Source organism: Mesorhizobium yinganensis, from assembly GCF_040081985.1.
In the GTDB taxonomy this organism is placed as follows: domain Bacteria; phylum Pseudomonadota; class Alphaproteobacteria; order Rhizobiales; family Rhizobiaceae; genus Kumtagia; species Kumtagia yinganensis.
The window spans coordinates 79,717-97,641 of sequence record NZ_JBEBMH010000018.1 but is presented as its reverse complement, the minus strand read 5'-3'; the positions used below and the strand labels follow the sequence as shown (position 1 = coordinate 97,641).

The 17,925-nt window shown below is 63.3% G+C and carries 22 protein-coding genes and 1 tRNA gene; 19 read left to right on the top strand and 4 right to left on the bottom strand.

Annotated features, from left to right (window positions below):
* Positions 1 to 12 precede the first annotated feature (12 nt).
* Entirely contained in the window at positions 13 to 639 is a 627-nt protein-coding gene (locus tag ABMA59_RS25880) for an invasion associated locus B family protein (protein WP_349008266.1), read from the top strand.
* A gap of 227 nt (positions 640 to 866) precedes the next feature.
* Positions 867 to 2,180 carry a serine hydroxymethyltransferase gene (glyA, locus tag ABMA59_RS25875; protein ID WP_349008265.1) on the top strand — a complete coding sequence of 438 codons (1,314 nt, stop codon included), beginning with the start codon at positions 867 to 869 and terminating at the stop codon, positions 2,178 to 2,180.
* A 14-nt stretch (positions 2,181 to 2,194) separates the two neighbouring features.
* On the opposite strand, the gene ABMA59_RS25870 is transcribed toward glyA, so the two are convergent.
* Both ABMA59_RS25870 and ABMA59_RS25865 read right to left on the bottom strand, forming a co-directional pair.
* Positions 2,195 to 2,422: a BrnA antitoxin family protein gene (locus ABMA59_RS25870; protein WP_349008264.1), complete on the bottom strand. Its 228-nt coding sequence runs from the start codon at positions 2,420 to 2,422 to the stop codon at positions 2,195 to 2,197.
* 97 nt (positions 2,423 to 2,519) lie between these two features.
* Positions 2,520 to 2,654 (bottom strand): BrnT family toxin, encoded by a 135-nt coding sequence (locus tag ABMA59_RS25865; RefSeq protein ID WP_349008263.1) that lies wholly within the window; start codon positions 2,652 to 2,654, stop codon positions 2,520 to 2,522.
* Between the two features lie 319 nt (positions 2,655 to 2,973).
* On the opposite strand from ABMA59_RS25865, the gene nrdR reads away from it, so the two are divergent.
* The 10 genes from nrdR to ABMA59_RS25815 all read left to right on the top strand — a co-directional run bounded on the left by nrdR (position 2,974) and on the right by ABMA59_RS25815 (position 11,972).
* Complete coding sequence (gene nrdR / locus ABMA59_RS25860) at positions 2,974 to 3,438, top strand: transcriptional regulator NrdR (protein ID WP_349008262.1); 465 nt, start codon at positions 2,974 to 2,976, stop codon at positions 3,436 to 3,438.
* Positions 3,439 to 3,450: 12 nt separating this feature from the next.
* Positions 3,451 to 4,575: a bifunctional diaminohydroxyphosphoribosylaminopyrimidine deaminase/5-amino-6-(5-phosphoribosylamino)uracil reductase RibD gene (ribD, locus tag ABMA59_RS25855; RefSeq protein ID WP_349008261.1), complete on the top strand. Its 1,125-nt coding sequence runs from the start codon at positions 3,451 to 3,453 to the stop codon at positions 4,573 to 4,575.
* The gene (locus ABMA59_RS25850) at positions 4,575 to 5,192 is read left to right on the top strand and encodes a riboflavin synthase (protein WP_349008260.1); all 618 of its coding nucleotides are present in this window, start codon (positions 4,575 to 4,577) and stop codon (positions 5,190 to 5,192) included. Before ribD ends, ABMA59_RS25850 begins: the two co-directional genes overlap by 1 nt.
* A gap of 95 nt (positions 5,193 to 5,287) precedes the next feature.
* The gene (locus ABMA59_RS25845; RefSeq protein WP_349008259.1) at positions 5,288 to 6,097 is read left to right on the top strand and encodes an endonuclease/exonuclease/phosphatase family protein; all 810 of its coding nucleotides are present in this window, start codon (positions 5,288 to 5,290) and stop codon (positions 6,095 to 6,097) included.
* Positions 6,098 to 6,192: 95 nt separating this feature from the next.
* On the top strand, positions 6,193 to 6,681 hold the full coding sequence (gene ribH, locus ABMA59_RS25840) for a 6,7-dimethyl-8-ribityllumazine synthase (RefSeq protein WP_349008258.1): 489 nt from the start codon (positions 6,193 to 6,195) through the stop codon (positions 6,679 to 6,681).
* A gap of 3 nt (positions 6,682 to 6,684) precedes the next feature.
* Positions 6,685 to 7,185: a transcription antitermination factor NusB gene (gene nusB / locus ABMA59_RS25835; RefSeq protein WP_349008257.1), complete on the top strand. Its 501-nt coding sequence runs from the start codon at positions 6,685 to 6,687 to the stop codon at positions 7,183 to 7,185.
* The gene (locus tag ABMA59_RS25830) at positions 7,182 to 8,393 is read left to right on the top strand and encodes an MFS transporter (RefSeq protein WP_349008256.1); all 1,212 of its coding nucleotides are present in this window, start codon (positions 7,182 to 7,184) and stop codon (positions 8,391 to 8,393) included. The genes nusB and ABMA59_RS25830 overlap by 4 nt, the downstream gene beginning before the upstream one ends.
* Positions 8,394 to 8,423: 30 nt before the next feature.
* On the top strand, positions 8,424 to 8,930 hold the full coding sequence (locus ABMA59_RS25825; RefSeq protein WP_349008255.1) for a metallophosphoesterase family protein: 507 nt from the start codon (positions 8,424 to 8,426) through the stop codon (positions 8,928 to 8,930).
* A 146-nt stretch (positions 8,931 to 9,076) separates the two neighbouring features.
* A complete protein-coding gene (locus tag ABMA59_RS25820) occupies positions 9,077 to 9,577 on the top strand; it encodes a DUF2165 family protein (protein WP_349008254.1) in 501 nt (166 codons plus the stop codon).
* A gap of 238 nt (positions 9,578 to 9,815) precedes the next feature.
* On the top strand, positions 9,816 to 11,972 hold the full coding sequence (locus ABMA59_RS25815) for a sodium-translocating pyrophosphatase (protein WP_349008253.1): 2,157 nt from the start codon (positions 9,816 to 9,818) through the stop codon (positions 11,970 to 11,972).
* Between the two features lie 128 nt (positions 11,973 to 12,100).
* Here ABMA59_RS25815 and ABMA59_RS25810 read toward each other — a convergent pair whose 3' ends face one another.
* A complete protein-coding gene (locus tag ABMA59_RS25810; RefSeq protein ID WP_349008252.1) occupies positions 12,101 to 12,613 on the bottom strand; it encodes an outer membrane protein assembly factor BamE in 513 nt (170 codons plus the stop codon).
* Between the two features lie 134 nt (positions 12,614 to 12,747).
* On the opposite strand from ABMA59_RS25810, the gene ABMA59_RS25805 reads away from it, so the two are divergent.
* From ABMA59_RS25805 to ABMA59_RS25780, 6 genes are all read left to right on the top strand, one after another.
* On the top strand, positions 12,748 to 13,299 hold the full coding sequence (locus tag ABMA59_RS25805) for a ubiquinol-cytochrome C chaperone family protein (protein ID WP_349008251.1): 552 nt from the start codon (positions 12,748 to 12,750) through the stop codon (positions 13,297 to 13,299).
* 4 nt (positions 13,300 to 13,303) lie between these two features.
* Positions 13,304 to 13,861 (top strand): YceD family protein, encoded by a 558-nt coding sequence (locus ABMA59_RS25800; protein WP_349008250.1) that lies wholly within the window; start codon positions 13,304 to 13,306, stop codon positions 13,859 to 13,861.
* Between the two features lie 118 nt (positions 13,862 to 13,979).
* Positions 13,980 to 15,047 (top strand): phosphate acyltransferase PlsX, encoded by a 1,068-nt coding sequence (plsX, locus tag ABMA59_RS25795; protein WP_349008249.1) that lies wholly within the window; start codon positions 13,980 to 13,982, stop codon positions 15,045 to 15,047.
* Between the two features lie 11 nt (positions 15,048 to 15,058).
* On the top strand, positions 15,059 to 16,030 hold the full coding sequence (locus ABMA59_RS25790) for a beta-ketoacyl-ACP synthase III (RefSeq protein WP_349008248.1): 972 nt from the start codon (positions 15,059 to 15,061) through the stop codon (positions 16,028 to 16,030).
* A gap of 216 nt (positions 16,031 to 16,246) precedes the next feature.
* On the top strand, positions 16,247 to 16,567 hold the full coding sequence (locus ABMA59_RS25785; RefSeq protein WP_349008247.1) for an integration host factor subunit alpha: 321 nt from the start codon (positions 16,247 to 16,249) through the stop codon (positions 16,565 to 16,567).
* A gap of 159 nt (positions 16,568 to 16,726) precedes the next feature.
* Complete coding sequence (locus tag ABMA59_RS25780; protein ID WP_349008246.1) at positions 16,727 to 17,266, top strand: MerR family transcriptional regulator; 540 nt, start codon at positions 16,727 to 16,729, stop codon at positions 17,264 to 17,266.
* Positions 17,267 to 17,321: 55 nt separating this feature from the next.
* Here the strand turns inward: ABMA59_RS25780 and ABMA59_RS25775 are convergent, their stop codons facing one another.
* The gene (locus tag ABMA59_RS25775) at positions 17,322 to 17,570 is read right to left on the bottom strand and encodes a DUF2188 domain-containing protein (RefSeq protein ID WP_349008245.1); all 249 of its coding nucleotides are present in this window, start codon (positions 17,568 to 17,570) and stop codon (positions 17,322 to 17,324) included.
* 235 nt (positions 17,571 to 17,805) lie between these two features.
* On the opposite strand from ABMA59_RS25775, the gene ABMA59_RS25770 reads away from it, so the two are divergent.
* Positions 17,806 to 17,882: transfer RNA gene (locus tag ABMA59_RS25770), tRNA-Pro, on the top strand.
* Positions 17,883 to 17,925 lie beyond the last annotated feature (43 nt).

The following is a 17,925-nucleotide window of genomic DNA, read 5'->3' as shown; positions in this document are numbered from 1 at the left end:
GAAAAGGACAATATGACGAGCTCGAAGACCGACCGCTTCCGTCTTTCGGTGCTGTCAGCAGGCGTCGCCGGTTTGCTCGCCGCGGGCCTGGCGCCTGCTTCGGCGCAGCAGCAACAGGCGCCGCAGGGCTGGTTCAAGGCCTGCACGAAGCAGGAGGAGGTCGATATCTGCAACGTGCAGAACATGGTTACCGCTTCGAACGGTCAGCTTGTGACCGGCCTCAGCCTCATCGAGATCAAGGGCAAGGTCAACCGCAAGGTCTTCCAGGTGACGGTGCCGACCGGTCGCCTCGTACCTCCGGGCATCGGCCTCCAGGTCAATGGCGGTAAGGCACAGAAGCTCGATTACGTCATCTGCTTTCCCGACCGTTGCGTTGCCGAGATTCAGCTTTCGGACGCGCTGGTCAATTCTTTCAAGAAGGGCAATGACCTGACGCTGACCTCCATCAATTTCCAGAATCAGCCGAACCCTGTGAAGGTCTCGCTGCAAGGGTTCACCGGTGCCTACGATGGTCCGGCGATGCAGCAGTCGGATCTCGCCGACCGCCAGAAGAAGCTCCAGGATTTCGTTTCCAAGAACAACGAGGACTTTGCCAAGAAGCTCAAGGAAGAGCAGGAAAAGGCCAAGGCCGCGAACTGATCGCCGCTTGCACCGCGCCCGAGAGCGCTCCGGTCGGAGCGCGACCGCTTGGTGATTTTCTGTGACTTTAGGCCCGCCACGCGTTGGCGGGCCTTTTCATTTTCGGCATGTGCCAAAGCAGGGCGGGATATGCCGCAAAGAGTGTAGCGGTCGGCGTTCGTCTATAGTAATGGGCCGCTGGTCCTTACCGCTTACGCGCTGCTGCGCCCTTCGAGGATTTGCCCATCATGGCCGTCGCCTCCGCCACCTCAGATCACCTCGACACTTTCTTCTCGACGCCGCTTGCGGAAGCCGATCCGGAAATTTTTGGCTCCATTCGCTCGGAGCTTGGCCGCCAGCGCCATGAGATCGAGCTGATCGCCTCGGAAAACATCGTGTCGCGCGCCGTTCTCGAGGCGCAGGGCTCGATCATGACCAACAAATACGCCGAGGGTTATCCCGGCAAGCGCTACTATGGCGGCTGCCAGTTCGTCGATGTTGCCGAGCAACTGGCGATCGACCGCGCCAAGAAGCTTTTCGGTTGCAACTTTGCCAACGTCCAGCCCAACTCCGGCAGCCAGATGAACCAGGCGGTATTTTTGGCGCTGCTGCAGCCCGGCGACACTTTTATGGGCCTCGACCTCAACTCGGGCGGGCACCTGACCCACGGTTCGCCGGTCAACATGAGCGGAAAATGGTTCAAGGTCGTGTCCTACGGGGTGCGCAAGGACGACCACCTACTCGACATGGATGAGATCGAGAGGAAGGCGCATGAGGCCAAGCCAAAGCTGATCCTGGCCGGCGGCACCGCTTATTCGCGCGTCTGGGACTGGAAGCGGTTCCGTGAGATTGCCGACGCGGTCGGCGCTTACCTGATGGTCGACATGGCCCACATCGCCGGCCTCGTCGCCGGTGGCGCGCATCCATCGCCACTGCCGCACGCCCATGTCGTGACCACGACGACCCACAAGTCCCTGCGCGGCCCGCGCGGCGGCATGATCCTCTGCAACGACGAGGAGATCGCCAAGAAGATGAACTCGGCGGTGTTCCCGGGCTTGCAGGGCGGCCCGCTGATGCATGTCATCGCCGCCAAGGCCGTGGCGTTCGGCGAGGCGCTGAAGCCGGACTTCAAGACCTATGCCCATAACGTCGTGGCGAATGCCAAGGCGCTGGCCGAGAGCCTGAAATCGTCCGGGCTGGACATCGTCTCGGACGGCACGGACAACCACCTGATGCTCGTCGACCTCAGGCCGAAGAACGCGACCGGCAAGCGCGCCGAGGCAGCACTCGGCCGCGCCAACATCACCTGCAACAAGAACGGCATCCCCTTCGACCCGGAAAAGCCCTTCGTCACCTCCGGCGTGCGCCTTGGCACCCCGGCCGGGACGACGCGCGGCTTCGGCCCGGCGGAGTTCCGCGAGATAGGCAGTCTGATCACCGAGGTGCTGGACGGTCTGAAGGTTGCCAATTCCGACGAGGGCAACGCCGGCGTCGAGGCAGCGGTGAAACAGAAGGTCGTCGCGCTGACGGAGCGTTTTCCGCTTTATCCGTATCTGGGGTGAGGGATAGAAGGCTACTATAGCCCGGCCGCCTTTCGCAGAGCCGCATTGACGCGAGTTTGCCAACCCCTGCCGCCGGCTTCGAAGTAGCGGACGACATCCTCGTCGAGCCGCAAGTGCACGGACCGCTTGGTTTGAGCTAGGGGTGGCCGACCCGCCTTGCGGCGCAGGATTTCCTCGACAGGCGGCGCATCTGGGTCCGATTCCGCCGCGGCGCGGATCTGCGCATCTTCCTCATCGGTCATGCGCTCCAAGCCGGAAAGGGCGAGCGCTTTCGCCTCGGCCCTCTTATGGGAATCGATTGGCTCTCTGCCACGAAGGCTGGGCGGTAGTGTCGAATTTTCAACTCTGTCCCTGGACATAGAGTTTTATCTCCTCTTTCGTCGCCTTTCGCAGTGAGATCACTCGAATAACGTCATCGCCACGATCGGTGAAAACCAGAACGTAGATGCCAAAGCCGATCAGGCCGATCGCCAACCAACGCTCCTCGCCATAGTCGCCGTGTCATCGAGGATATGAACGGAGCTGTCGAAATCGAAAGAAGGAGCCAATTCGAAACCGACATCATGCTTCGTCTTGTTCCGTTTCGCCTTGAACTCGTTCCATTCGAACTTCACGCGCACGTTCCGACTTCAACCATTAATGTAAACACAATAATTGCTGCTGGCGCAACCATTGTCGTACACGCTGGAATCGCTACATGAGGCAAGGGCAGGCGTAGTTCGCTGCCCGCTTTCAACCCGTCGCAAAACACTTTAAAGCCTCCACGCACAAGTTTTCGACCCAAGGTTCCCTCATGCGCTGCCCCTATTGCCAATCCGAAGACACGCAGGTGAAGGATTCGCGGCCTGCCGAGGATGGCGCGGCGATCCGGCGCCGGCGCGTTTGCCCGGATTGCGGCGGCCGCTTCACGACTTTTGAGCGCGTGCAGCTTCGCGATCTCATTGTCGTCAAGAAATCCGGGCGGAAGGTGCCGTTCAGTCGCGACAAGCTGCTGCGTTCCGTCGAGATCGCATTGCGCAAACGCAATGTCGATCCAGACCGCATCGACCGGGCTGTAACCGGCATCGTGCGCCAGTTGGAGAGCAGCGGCGAGACCGAGATTCCTTCCGGTGAGATCGGCCGCCTCGTGATGGAGGCGCTGAAGTCGCTCGACGACGTCGCTTATGTCCGTTTCGCCTCGGTCTACCGCAATTTTCGCGAGGCCAAGGATTTTCACGACGTGCTCGGCGAATTGAAGGCCGACGAGGACGCCGGCTGACCGATGCTGGTCATGGCCGAATCTGCTTCCCTGGCCACGGAAGCCGATCGCCGTTTCATGGCGGCGGCAATCCGGTTGTCGCTCTGGCATCAAGGCCTGACCGGCGAAAATCCGTCGGTGGGCGCGCTGGTGGTGCGGCCGCAGGCTGAAGGCGGGACGATCGTCGGTCGCGGCGTGACCGCCCTGAGCGGCCGCCCCCATGCCGAGCTGCAGGCGCTGCGGGAGGCTGGTGATGCAGCGCGCGGCGCCACCGTCTACGCGACGCTGGAACCCTGTTCGCATATCGGCAAGGCGCCGCCCTGCGCCGATGCGCTGGTTGCCGCAGGCGTGGCGCGTGTCGTCATCGCGACGCTCGATCCGGACAAGCGTGTCGCGGGCCGCGGCGTGTCGATCCTTGAGAAGGCCGGCATAGAGGTTGTGACCGGTTGCCTGGAAGCCGAGGCGCGCCGGGCGATGGCAGGCTTCCTGTCGCTGAAGGGCAGGGGCCGGCCCTTTCTGACGCTCAAGCTCGCGGTTTCCCCGGACGGCATGATCGGCCGCCGGGGCGCGGGCCAAGTGTCGATCACCGGCGACATCGCGCGCCGCGCGGTGCAGATGATGCGGGTCGAGCATGAAGCGATCATGGTCGGCGTCAACACGGTCGCCGAGGACGATCCGTTTCTGACGGTACGTCTTGCCGGATTGGAAAAACGCTCGCCGACGCGCATCATCCTTGACCCGTTTGCGCGGACGCCTCCTGTGGCGCGGCTGTTCGCGGAAGCGGCTCGCCATCCCGTGCTGATCCTGGCCAGCGAGAAGGCTTCGCGGCGCCAGGCGGATGATTTGCGCGAAAAGGGCGCGGTCGTTCAGACGGTCGTGTCCGACTACCGCGGCCGCTTCGATCCCCGTGAGGTGCTGCGCGTGCTCGGCATCATCGGGCTCAAGAGCGTGCTGCTTGAGGGCGGAGCGGAAACCGCCCGGCGTTTCGTCGATGCCGGGCTGGTCGACCGCATTTCGCTTTTCGTCGGAACATCTACGTTTGGACAAGACGGCATAGCATCGCCAGTTACGGAGACGGCCGTTCCGCCCGGTTTCGAGATCGTCGGGAGCGGCCGCTATGGCGACGACCGGCTGATCGAATATGAAAGGATCGACTGATGTTCACCGGCATCGTCACCGACATCGGCACCATCGAGGCGGCGCGGCCGCTGCCCATGGGCGTCCGCCTGCGCGTGCGTACCAGCTACGACCCGGCGACCATCGCCATCGGCGCGTCGATCTCGACCGGTGGCGTGTGCCTGACTGTGGTCGAACTTCCGGAGCAAGGCGCGAACCAGCGCTGGTTCGAGGTCGAGGCCTGGGAGGAGGCGCTGCGGTTGACGACGGCATCGGCCTGGAAGGAAGGTGCGCGGGTCAATCTGGAACGGGCGCTTAAGATCGGAGACGAACTGGGCGGCCACATCGTCTCCGGCCATGTCGACGGCATGGCGGAGATCGTGGCGCGCGAAGACGAAGGCGAGGCGGTCCGCTTCACCCTCGAAGCGCCGGCGGACCTTGCGAAGTTCATTGCGCCGAAGGGATCGGTCGCGCTGGACGGCACGTCGCTGACGGTGAACAAGGTGGAGGGTCGCCGCTTCGATGTGCTGCTGATCCATCACTCGCTCGCGGTCACGACATGGGGCGAGCGCAAGGTCGGCGATCAGGTGAATCTTGAGGTCGACACCATGGCGCGATATGCGGCGCGGCTGGCAGAGGCGGCGAAGGAAGGGCTTTGACGACCAACCGCGGGTCGCGGCAGGCCTGCACCTCGACAAACTCCGGCGAACCCGCATTATTGCCGTCGACTCATTGTCATTGAAGGCAAATCGGGATGCCGCTGCGCATCGTCTCGTTGAATGCTTGGGGCGGCAGGCTGTACGGGCCGCTGATGCGCTTTCTCGCCGATGCCGATCCGGATGTCCTTTGCCTGCAGGAGGTTGTGCGGACTGAAGGCGCGCAGGCCGAATGGCTGACCTATCGCGATCAGGGGCTCGAACTTGCCCAAAGGGCCAATCTGTTCGAAGAGATATACGAGGCATTGACTGGGCACGAAGCCATCTTCTGTCCGGTCGCGGCGGGTGATCTTTTCGACGGCGACATTAAGGTCCCGTCACAGTTCGGGCTCGCCACCTTCGTCCGCAAATCGCTTCCGGTCATCGGCCAAGCACAGGACTTCGTCCATGGTGATTTCGCGGCAAAGGGCTGGGGCGAGCATCCGCGGGCACGCAACGCGCATTGCGTCCGCCTGTTCGATCCAGATCATGGATCGGCACTCACGGTGGCACATATGCACGGGCTGCGTGATCTCGCCGGCAAGGCCGATACGTCGGAACGCGAACAGCAGGCGAAGGCCCTGGCGCGCCTGATAGGCAGGATCGCGCGCGCCAGCGAAAGACTGATCGTCTGCGGCGACTTCAACGTCCTCCCCGGAAGTTCGACTTTCGAGATTCTCGGCGGCTTGGGCCTGAGCGACCTGGTCGTATCGCAGGGTTACACCGACACGAGAACGTCATATTACGATAAGCCCACTCGTTTTGCGGATTACATGCTGGTTACGCCGAACGTCGACGTGCTGGAATTCACCGTCGTCGACGAACCCGAAGTCTCCGATCACCGTGCGCTGATGCTGGAGATCGGGTAGCCGCGTCTCGTGCGAAGGGTCAACCGGAAATCGGCTCGTGGCTGCTTGCGGCGGACTGCCGTTCGGCCTAAGTCAGCCGCGACTTGGAGACCGACATGGCTGGTATTTCTGAACACGGCAAGGCTTTCATCCAACCGGAGAAAGCACACCTTCTGATCATAGAGGCGCGTTTTCACGATGCGCTCGCTGATGCGCTGCTCGACGGGGCGAAGGCTGCCCTTGATGAGGCCGGCGCGACCTATGACGTCGTGACGGTGCCCGGCGCGCTCGAGATTCCGGCAATCGTGTCCTTCGCGCTCGACGGCGCAGACGAGGGCGGGACGGCCTATGACGGCTATGTCGCGCTGGGCGTAATCATTCGCGGCGATACCTATCACTTCGACGTCGTCGCCAACGAATCCTCGCGTGCCCTGATGGACCTCTCCGTCGACGAATCGCTGGCCATCGGCAATGGCATCCTGACCACCGAGAACGAGGAACAGGCCTGGATTCGCGCTCGCCGCAGCGAGGGCGACAAGGGCGGTTTCGCCGCCCGCGCGGCGCTGACCATGATCGCGCTGCGCGAACGGCTCGGAGCCCGCTGAACCGTGTCCAACCCGACAGAACGCGACGTTCCTCCCGCCCGGCAGGCAAACAAGCGCGGGGCGGCGCGGCTCGCCGCTGTGCAGGCGCTTTATCAGATGGATGTCGCTGGCGCCGGCCTGCTGGAGATAACGGCCGAGTACGAGGCCTTTAGGCTCGGCAAGGAAGTCGACGGTGCCACCTACCGTGAGGCCGACGCCCAATGGTTCCGGGCGATCCTGTCGGGTGTCGTCGAAAGCCAGAAGAACATCGATCCGGTCATCCGGCAGGCGCTGACGGAGGACTGGCCGCTGTCGCGGCTCGATTCGACGTTGCGGGCCATCCTGCGCGCCGGCGTGTTCGAGTTGATGGAACGCAAGGACGTGCCGGTCGCCGTTATCGTCTCTGAATATGTCGATATCGCCAAGGCGTTCTACGAGGACGAGGAACCCAAGCTGGTCAATGCGGTGCTCGACCGCGTCGCCCGCCGGGTGCGTGGCGAGGGCCGCGGGAGGGATGCGCCGTGACAGACGCCGTCGCCGAGCGGGAAGCACGCCGCACGGCGATCATCCTGGCTTCCTCGCAGGCGATCGTCGGCTCGGCCGCGCCCATCGCCATCTCGCTCGGGGGGCTGGCGGGCTTTTACCTCCTCGGCGCCGACAAATCGCTCGCGACTGCCCCGGTCACCGGCTTCAATGTCGGCGTCGCGCTGGGCGCCTTGCCGGCAGCGGCCATCATCAAGGCTTTCGGCCAGAAGAACGGCTTTCAGCTCGGGACGTCCATCACGGCGCTGGGCGGCCTCGTCGCGACCTTCGCGCTGTACCAGAGCGCCTTCTGGCTGTTCGCCTTCGGCCTGCTGATCATCGGCCTCGGCGGGGCCTTCGTGCAGCAGTTCCGATTCGCGGCGGCGGACAATGCGCCGCCGGAATTCAAGGCACGCGCTATCTCCTTCGTTCTCGCGGGCGGCATCATCACCGCCATCCTGGGGCCGCAGATCGTCATCCATACCCGTGAATTGTTGGCGCCGGTCATGTTTGCTGGCTCCTTCGCGTCCATTCTCGTTCTGGCGGCGGTCGGTGCGCTTATCCTTTCCTTCCTGCGCGTCCGACCGCATGCGGCCTCGACCCACGGTGCGGACCATGCCGCCGCGCGCCCACTGGGGAAGATTGTCAGTCAGCCGCGTTTCATCGTCGGATTGGGTTGCGCCGTCGGCGCCTATGCGCTCATGAGTTTTGTCATGACCGGCGCGCCGCTGGCGATGGTGGGCTGCGGTTTTTCGCCGGACGACGCCACGCTCGGCATCTCCTGGCACGTGATGGCGATGTTCGGACCGAGTTTCTTCACCGGCCGGCTGATCCACCGCTTCGGCGTCGAACGCATCATGGCGTTCGGCCTGATGCTGCTGATGCTTTGTGGCGTCGTCGCACTGTCGGGCATAGCGCTTTGGCAGTTCTGGTCGGCGCTGATCCTGCTCGGCCTCGGTTGGAATTTCGGCTTCATCGGCGCCACCGCCATGGTTGCCGCAACCTACCGTCCTTCGGAGAAGGGTAAGGTGCAGGGCCTGCATGACTTCGTGCTGTTCGGCTCGGTCGCATTCGCCTCGCTGATGTCCGGCGCGGTCTACAATGCCTGGGGCTGGGAGATGCTGAACTGGATTATCTTCCCGGTGACGATGGTGTGCTTCGTGGCGCTGCTGGTGCTGAGGACGCGGCACGGGCATATCCGGGCGATCTGAAAAGGCTTCGTCCGCCGGAACTTCGGAGACATGTTCTTCACGGGTTGCACGCATTTCGATCACGCCGGCATCATCCGCATGGCACGCCGCCCGTTCGCCTCCGTCGAAGAGATGAACGAGGCAATGATCGAACGCTGGAACGCCAAGGTCGGGCCGAAGGACACCGTCTTTCATCTCGGCGATTTCGGCTTCCTCAAGAACCAGAGGCGTCATGACGAGGTGCTCGACCGCCTCAATGGTCAGATACATCTCGTTCACGGCAACCACGACCATACCTTGACCCGCAAGCAGAAACGCTGGGCTTCGTCCGAAAAATATCTTGAGGTGGAGACGCCGGCGGGACGTTTCGTCCTGTTTCACTATCCGATCGAGGAGTGGAACGGCTACTTCCGGGGTGCGAGGCACCTTCATGCCCACACGCACCGGCCTGAAAAGGTTGGTACTGTCCCGCTCCGAAATCGCATCAATGTAACGGTCGAGGCTTGGGACTATGCCCCGGCGCATGTGGACGAGATCGCGGCGGTGTGGCCGCGTTGATTTCGCCGAGCGATGTTTGGTGGGCATGCACAAGAGTTCCGACGCACGGAACGATAGCTGGCACCGATTCCTACCATGTCTGAAGGTTGCGCTTGACGCGGGACTCGGCGATTGATCGCTCCGAGCCTTGACCAGGAGTCGTCATCGTGACCTTGCGTCTGTCGAAGATCGTCATGCTGCTCTGCCTCGCAGCTTTCTGTTTCCTCGTCGTCTTCGGCAACGTCACGGATTACGGTTCGAATTTCGCCTTCGTCCAGCATGTGCTTTCCATGGACACCATTTTCCCCGGCAACGTCTTGACGTACCGGTCGATCACCAACCCAGCTCTGTGGACGGCCGGCTACTGGCTGATCATCGCCGGTGAGGCGCTGACCTGTTCCTTGTTTCTGCTCGCCGCGCTTGAACTGTGGCGGGCGCGTCATGCCAGCGGGCGCGACTTCGACAGAGCCAAGAAATTTGCCGTGATCGCAGTCACCATGGGTTTTCTCGTCTGGTTTTTCGGCTTCATGGTGATCGGCGGAGAATGGTTCGCCATGTGGCAGTCCAGCACCTGGAACGGGCAGGAGTCCGCGTTCCGGTTCTACATGACGATGCTTGCGGTGCTGATCTATGTCGTCCAGCCCGACCGTGACCTGGAGCGTGACTGAGGCAGCCTTTCTCCCTCGGATTTCAATCGATCTAACTTGAAGAACTTGCCTGAAGCCAACCGCGCATTGGCAATCTTTTGGGCGAAAACCGGGCAAAAACCGAACAAAACCTTGACGATAGCGGCTTACTTTCGCATAAGCCGCTGTGGAGGATCGGATTTGCCTGCTCGGCTGCCGGTCCCGTCGCAACGGTCCGGGGAGGGGTTCTTTCGGACCATCCATCAGGGAAAAATTGGCAATGACTATGCTTTACGTCGTCATCGCCTGTGGCTTGCTTTCCGTGCTTTACGCCTTCTGGGCGACGCAGTCGGTGCTTGCGTCCGACCAGGGAAATGCTCGCATGCAGGAAATCGCCGGCGCCATCCGCGAGGGTGCGCAGGCCTATCTCGCCCGCCAGTATACGACGATCGCGATCGTCGGCGTTGTGGTCTTCCTGCTTGCATGGTGGCTCCTGTCGGGAACCGCGGCGATCGGCTTCCTGATCGGCGCGGTGCTTTCGGGCGCCGCCGGTTTCATCGGCATGCACGTCTCGGTCCGCGCCAACGTGCGCACCGCCCAGGCGGCGTCCAACAGCCTCGCAGCCGGCCTCGACATCGCCTTCAAGTCGGGCGCCATCACCGGCATGCTGGTGGCCGGCCTCGCTCTGCTCGGCGTCTCCGTCTATTATTTCATCCTTATTGGCCCGCTGGGCTACGCGCCGGCCGACCGTGTCGTCATCGACTCACTGGTGGCCCTCGGCTTCGGCGCCTCGCTGATCTCGATCTTCGCCCGCCTCGGCGGCGGCATCTTCACCAAGGGCGCGGACGTCGGCGGCGATCTCGTCGGCAAGGTGGAAGCCGGTATCCCGGAAGATGATCCGCGCAATCCGGCGACCATTGCCGACAACGTTGGCGACAATGTCGGCGACTGCGCCGGCATGGCGGCCGACCTGTTCGAGACCTATGCGGTCACCGTCGTCGCCACCATGGTGCTCGGCGCGATCTTCTTCGGCGCGGCCGCCAATCTCGGCGCGGTCATGCTCTATCCGCTGGCAATCTGCGGCGCCTGCATCATCACCTCGATCGTCGGCACCTTCTTCGTAAAACTCGGCGCCAACGGCTCGATCATGGGCGCGCTCTACAAGGGACTGATCGTCACCGGCCTGCTGTCGATCGTCGGCCTGGGTGCTGCGACCTCGCTCACCGTCGGCTGGGGCGATATCGGCACCGCCAACGGCATGACGATCACCGGCGCCAACCTGTTCACCTGCGGCCTGATCGGCCTCGTGGTGACGGCCCTCATCGTGGTGATCACCGAATACTACACCGGCACCGGCAAGCGCCCGGTGGTCTCGATCGCCCAGGCGTCGGTCACCGGCCACGGCACCAACGTCATCCAGGGCCTCGCGGTCTCGCTGGAATCGACGGCGCTGCCGGCCATCGTCATCGTCGGCGGCATCATCGCCACCTTCCAACTCGCCGGCCTGTTCGGCACGGCGATCGCGGTGACCACCATGCTCGGCCTTGCCGGCATGATCGTCGCGCTCGACGCCTTCGGCCCGGTCACCGACAATGCCGGCGGCATCGCCGAAATGTCCGGCCTGCCCAAGGAAGTGCGCCAGTCCACCGACGCGCTCGACGCGGTCGGCAACACCACCAAGGCGGTCACCAAGGGCTACGCGATCGGCTCGGCCGGTCTCGGCGCGCTGGTGCTGTTCGCGGCCTACAGTTACGACCTGCAGTTCTTCGCCGCCAAAGCGAACGAGGCGGGCTCGACGCTCTACCCGTACTTCAAGGATATCGGTGCGGTCTCCTTCGACCTGTCGAACCCCTACGTTGTCGCGGGCCTGATCTTCGGTGGCCTGATCCCCTACCTGTTCGGCGGTATCGCCATGACGGCCGTCGGCCGCGCGGCGGGTTCGATCGTGGAAGAAGTGCGCAGGCAGTTCCGCGAGGACCCGGGCATCATGAAGGGCACCTCGAAACCCAACTACGCCCGCGCCGTCGACCTGCTGACCAAGGCGGCGATCAAGGAAATGATCATCCCGTCGCTGCTGCCGGTGCTGGCGCCGCTCGTCGTCTATTTCGGCGTGCTGCTGATCTCCGGCTCCAAGGCTTCGGCCTTTGCGGCACTCGGCGCTTCGCTGCTCGGCGTCATCGTCAACGGCCTGTTCGTGGCGATCTCCATGACCTCCGGTGGCGGCGCCTGGGACAACGCCAAGAAGTCGTTCGAGGACGGTTTCGTAGACAAGGACGGGACGAGACACCTCAAGGGCTCGGACGCGCACAAGGCATCGGTGACCGGCGACACCGTTGGCGATCCCTACAAGGATACTGCCGGCCCGGCCGTGAACCCGGCGATCAAGATCACCAACATTGTGGCGCTGCTGCTGTTGGCCGTGCTCGCGCACGGCTGATCCCGGCGGCTGTCAAAGCTAGAATCAAAAGCTAGAATCAAAAGACCCGCGGGAGCGATCCCGCGGGTCTTTTGATTTGCAGAGTTCGCTGAGCGCCGTTTCCGGCGGTCAGATGCTTACGAGGCGGCTTATGGACCCGCCGGGTTCTGGCCGGGCAGCGATTGTGGCATGCCCGTTGCGCCCGCCAGGATCTGACCGATGAAGTTCTGGTCCTTGCCGGCGGTCGGCGTGGTGCGCGAGATGAAGTCGAAAACCTTGCCGTCCTGCATGCCGTAGTTGGCTATGTTCGTGACGCGGCCGTCGTCGCCGAAATACACCGCGAGGATACGCTGCTCGATCAGCTTCGGCTTGGCGAAGGCTGCCGCCCGGTAACGCTTCTGCGAGATATAATAGAAGACCTCGTTGTCGAAGGTAGCCGTCGTCGACGGGCTGCCGAGTGCCAGCAGCACCTGTTCGCGGCTGGAGCCGACAGGAACCGAATCGATCTGCTGTTGGTCGATGACGTAGCCCTGCGTCAGGGTCTCGCCGGGAGAAAGATTGCCCAGGGTCGATTTCGTGTTGCAGGCCGAGAGAACCGCGGTGGCACCAAGCAGGCCTGCAATTCCGATATGGCGCAATGTCGGCCCCCTCTTGAATTCCATCCGCGTCAACGACAACTCCATCCTGGCCGCACCTCCCGGCTGCGCCTTGCGCGGCCCCGCAGATGCGGTAAACCAGCTTGGGCGACGATGCAAACAATACCAGCCGCCAAAGCGCGTGCCGGGGAGTAGTGAACATGTTCCAACGGCTGTTCGGTGGCGAACGCGCCCGCAACCGCCAGATCGTCAGCGCGCTCTATGAGAAAATCGTGGCGGCGGCGCGGCGCGAGACATTTTTTTCCGAATGGGATGTGCCCGATACACCGCTCGGCCGATTCGAGATGATCGCCCTGCATATGTTCCTGTTCCAGCACCGCTTGCGCGGCGAGACCGGCGTGGCGCGCGAGATCGCGCAGGAACTGATCGATGACTTCTTCACCGAGGTGGAGCATTCGCTGCGCGAACTCGGCATCGGCGATATGGGCGTGCCGAAGCGGATGAAAAAACTCGCCCGCATGTTCTACGGCCGGACCGCTTCCTACGAGGCGGCGCTCGATGCCGGCAACCGTGGAGAACTGGCCGCGGCGCTGGCTCGCAACATACGGCCGGATGCAGTCGGATGGACCCATGCGGCCGATCTGGCCGACTACGCGTTTGCCGTGCACGATCTGCTTGCCAGCCAGGACGTGCGGTCCATATGCGCCGGAACGCTTGAATTCCCCAGCCCTCTGGCCACCGCTATCCGTTGATCCCATGAAACATCCGGTCGAAAAGAGCCCGATCAGCTTCGAGGTCAATGTCGCGCGCCTGCCCAAGAGAGGCATGCCGGTGGTGATCGAGGCGACAGCGGCGCAGCGCGAGGCGCTCGCAAAAATCCACGGACTGGTTTCGGTGGAACGGCTTCGCGCCGATCTTGTCGTCACATCGTGGAAGCGCAACGGCGTCCAGGTCAGGGGCCGTGTGGAGGCCGATATCGTCCAGTCCTGTGTGGTGACGCTCGACCCGGTTGACGGCAAGGTCGATGAGGAGGTGTCGGCCGTGTTCCTGCCCGAGGATTCGAAGCTCGGCCGCGAATCGTTCGGCCTCGGCGGTGAAATCCTCATCGACGTGGATGGCCCGGACAGTCCCGAGACCTTTTCCGGTGACCGCATCGATGTCGGCGCGCTTGCCGAGGAGTTTTTCGGCCTCGGCATCGACCCCTATCCGCGCAAACAAGGCCTCCCCGCCGCATTGCCGGAACCCGATGCCGAGCGCGGGCTGGAGGAGGGCGAGTTGCAGAAAAAGCTCAGGAAACTCTTTCCTGATTCCTGAATTCGCGGATTGCCGTTCCCGAATTCCGTTGTATGACGGCGCAAAACCGCTATTTTCCCACGGCATCCGGCCCGATGAATTGCCGGGCGATGTGCCACGAAAGCGAGATGAACGCCGCGTGATCAGGATTTCCATCGATGCCATGGGCGGCGACCACGGGCCATCGGTGGTCATTCCGGCCCTCGCGAAGGTCGCCAAGCGGCGGCCCGACGTGAATTTCCTGGTCTATGGCCGCACGGACGTGGTGCGTCCCGAACTCGATAATTTTCCGGCGCTCGCCGCCGTCACCCAGTTTATTCATTGCGATGTCGCCGTTCGCATGGACGACAAGCCCAGCCAGGCACTGCGCCACGGCCGCTGGAAGTCATCCATGTGGCGGGCGATCGAGGCGGTGAAGAGCGGCGATTCGGATGCCTGCGTTTCGGCCGGCAACACCGGCGCTCTGATGGCCATGTCGAAATTCTGCCTGCGCACCATGGCGACCATCGAGCGGCCGGCCATCGCTGCGATCTGGCCGACCTTGCGCGGCGAGAGCGTCGTGCTCGATGTCGGTGCGACCATCGGCGCCGATTCGCACCAGCTGATCGATTTCGGCATTCTCGGCGCGGCGATGGCGCGCGCCGTATTCGGCATCGAGCGTCCGAGCGTCGGGCTGCTCAATGTCGGCGTCGAGGAGATCAAGGGCCAGGAAGAGGTCAAGGAGGCAGGCCGGCTGCTGCGCGATGCCAACCTCGCGTCGATGCAGTATCACGGTTTCGTCGAGGGCGACGACATCGGCAAGGGCACTGTCGATGTCGTGGTCACCGAGGGCTTCTCAGGCAACATCGCGCTGAAGACAGCGGAAGGAACCGCCCGGCAGATCTCAGGTTATCTGCGCGCGGCCATGAGCCGGACGCTGATGGCGAAGATCGGCTATTTCTTCGCCAAGGGCGCGTTCGACCGGCTGCGCGAAAAGATGGACGTGCGCAAGGCCAATGGCGGCGTGTTCCTCGGTCTCAACGGCATCGTCGTGAAGAGCCACGGCGGCGCAGACGACGAGGGTTTTGCTTCGGCGATCGAACTGGCATACGACATGATCCGCAATCGGCTGCTCGACCGGATCGAGGCGGATCTCGATCTCTTCCATGCGCGGCATCCGCAGTCGGCGCCCCGTGCGCCGGTGCCTGCACCGGAAGAGACCAGGTAACAGGACACCATATGATCAGATCCGTCGTGCGCGGGGTCGGTTCCGCACTCCCGCGCCGTATCATGAAGAACAGCGAATTCGCTGCGACGCTCGACACGTCCGATGAATGGATCGTGCAGCGCACGGGTATTCGACAGCGTCATATCGCCGCCGCCGACGAGACGACGGCCTCGCTGGGCGAGGCGGCGGCGCGCGCCGCCCTTGCCGACGGCGGCTTGACGCCGGACGACATCGACCTGATCGTGCTCGCCACGTCGACCCCGAACAATACCTTTCCGGCGACGGCGGTGGAGGTCCAGCATCGCCTCGGCATGCGCCATGGCTTCGCCTTCGATCTGCAGGCTGTGTGCAGCGGCTTCGTCTACGCGGTCGCCACCGCCGACGGCCATATCCGCAACGGACTGGCGAAGCGCGCTCTGGTGATCGGCGCCGAAACCTTTTCCCGCATCCTCGACTGGAACGACCGCTCGACCTGCGTGCTGTTCGGCGACGGCGCCGGCGCGCTGGTGCTGGAAGCCCATGAAGGCGAGGGCAGCGTCGCCGACCGCGGCGTGCTGGCGGCAAGCCTGCGCTCCGACGGCACCCACAAGGACAAGCTCTACGTCGATGGCGGCCCGTCGACGACGGGAACGGTGGGCCATCTGCGTATGGAGGGCAGGGAGGTCTTCAAGCATGCCGCCGGCATGATTACCGACGTGATCGAGGCGACGTTCGCGCAGGCCGGCATCACCGCGGACGACCTGACCTGGTTCGTGCCGCACCAGGCCAACAAGCGCATCATCGACGCGTCGGCGAAGAAGCTCGGCATCGCCGAGGAGAAGGTCGTCACCACGGTCGACCTGCACGGCAACACCTCAGCCGCCTCCGTGCCGCTCGCGCTCGACGTCGCCGTCAAGGACGGCCGTATCCGCAAGGGCGATCTGGTGATGCTGGAGGCGATGGGCGGCGGCTTCACCTGGGGCGCCGTGCTGGTCCGCTGGTAGCTTTCCATTCGGTCGAGTGGCGACGCGGGGCCGGCGGGTGCGACCGCGCGGATCGCGTCGGCGCTTGAATCCGGATTCAGTACCGAAAGGCCCGCAAATGATTAAACCGGTTTGATTCATTTGCGCGAACCGGCCGGTTCGGTTCTTGACCTCATCTAGGCAATTTCCTAACGTCCACCGGCTCCGAAGATGGCGGATGGAGGAGGCCGGAAAGTCATGGCGGGAAAGACACTTACGCGCGCCGATCTGTCTGAGGCCGTCTACCGGAAGGTAGGGCTGTCCCGCACGGAGTCCGCCGAGCTGGTGGAGACCGTGCTGGACGAGATTTGCGAGGCGATCGTGCGCGGCGAGACGGTGAAGCTATCGTCGTTCGCGACGTTCCATGTGCGGGGCAAGAACGAGCGCATCGGCCGCAATCCCAAGACCGGCGAGGAGGTTCCGATCCTTCCCCGGCGCGTCATGACCTTCAAGGCGTCGAACGTCTTGAAGAACCGCATCCTGCGGTCCCATCAGTTGAAGTCCAAGGCCGGAAAGTAGTCCGTCGGCCCAATGCCGGTTGAAGGCTGGCTGCGCGATTCCTGCGGGTCTTGAAATCCCGTCCACAAAGGACTGAAATGAATCGCGAATCGGTTCGGCCAGCCGGACGCCGCCGATGCGCTCCGGAAGGCCGTTCCCGCGGCAGACCGGATGGTGACCATGGAAAAGAGCGCCGACGCATTCCGCACGATCTCCGAGGTGGCCGAGGATCTCGACCTCCCGCAGCATGTGCTGCGGTTCTGGGAGACACGTTTCAACCAGATCAAACCGATGAAGCGCGGCGGCGGTCGGCGTTACTATCGGCCGCAGGACGTCGACCTGATCAAGGGCATAAGGCATATGCTCTACGATCAGGGCTACACCATCAAGGGCGTCCAGAAGCTGCTGCGCGAGAACGGCAACCAGTTCCTCGTTTCGGTCGGCAATGGCGACATGGCGGCGATCGAGGCGATTGCCCAGCGCAAGCAGGCGGCATTGATCCCGCTCACGCCAGCCGCTCAGCCGCGCGGCGAAGACGAACTCCTGGTTGGAGAGCCGAAGGCGAAACCCAGCCGGCGTTTCTTCGGCCTGGGCAAGGCGGAAGAGGAGGGGCCGGTGTCCTCCGATTCCGGAAAATTGTCGCGCGACAACCGCGCGCTTCTTCAGGAAGCTCTGTTCGACCTGCTTGAATGCAAGCGCCTGCTCGATCAGGTGCGGTAACGTCGCTACACATTGGCGGCCGTCCATCCGAGAGCCAGGCTGACGAAACCGCCGGCTATCTGCCTTCGTCCTCTACATCGGTGCTGGGCCGGTCTCCGCCGCTGGCGACTTCCTCATGCCATTTACCCTCGGCATCCTGAAACTCGATGCCTTCGGTCTTGCCGCCGAGCTGCTGCTCGGAAGCGGCGATGCGAGCAGCGGCCAGCGCATCCGCGTGCGTGGGAAACGTCTCCGAGAAAACATCGCCGACCTTGTAGGCCCAGCCCCCGTCATGCTCCACCACGCGATAGATCACCTGCGTCATAAGCGCTCTCTCCTTTGCTGGCCTCGGAACGGCGAAGATGGGCGCCGGGTTCCCGTGGCACCAGAGCCGTAGTCTTGCACGGAACGTGGGGGTTGGGGGACAAAATCGTGGGTATCTCCCCGGGTGCTCCTGTTTCCACCGATGCCTCTGCCGTGCCGTTATGTTTCCTTTCCATATCGTCGGCACTTTTCGGGCTTGCGCCCGAACCCGTGAGACTATAGGGCTTTGCGCGGTCCGGAGTGTAGCGCAGCCCGGTAGCGCACTTGACTGGGGGTCAAGGGGTCGTGGGTTCGAATCCCGCCACTCCGACCAAACAACGATACGGTGCCTTTTCTCCAGCGTATTGTTCTTTCCC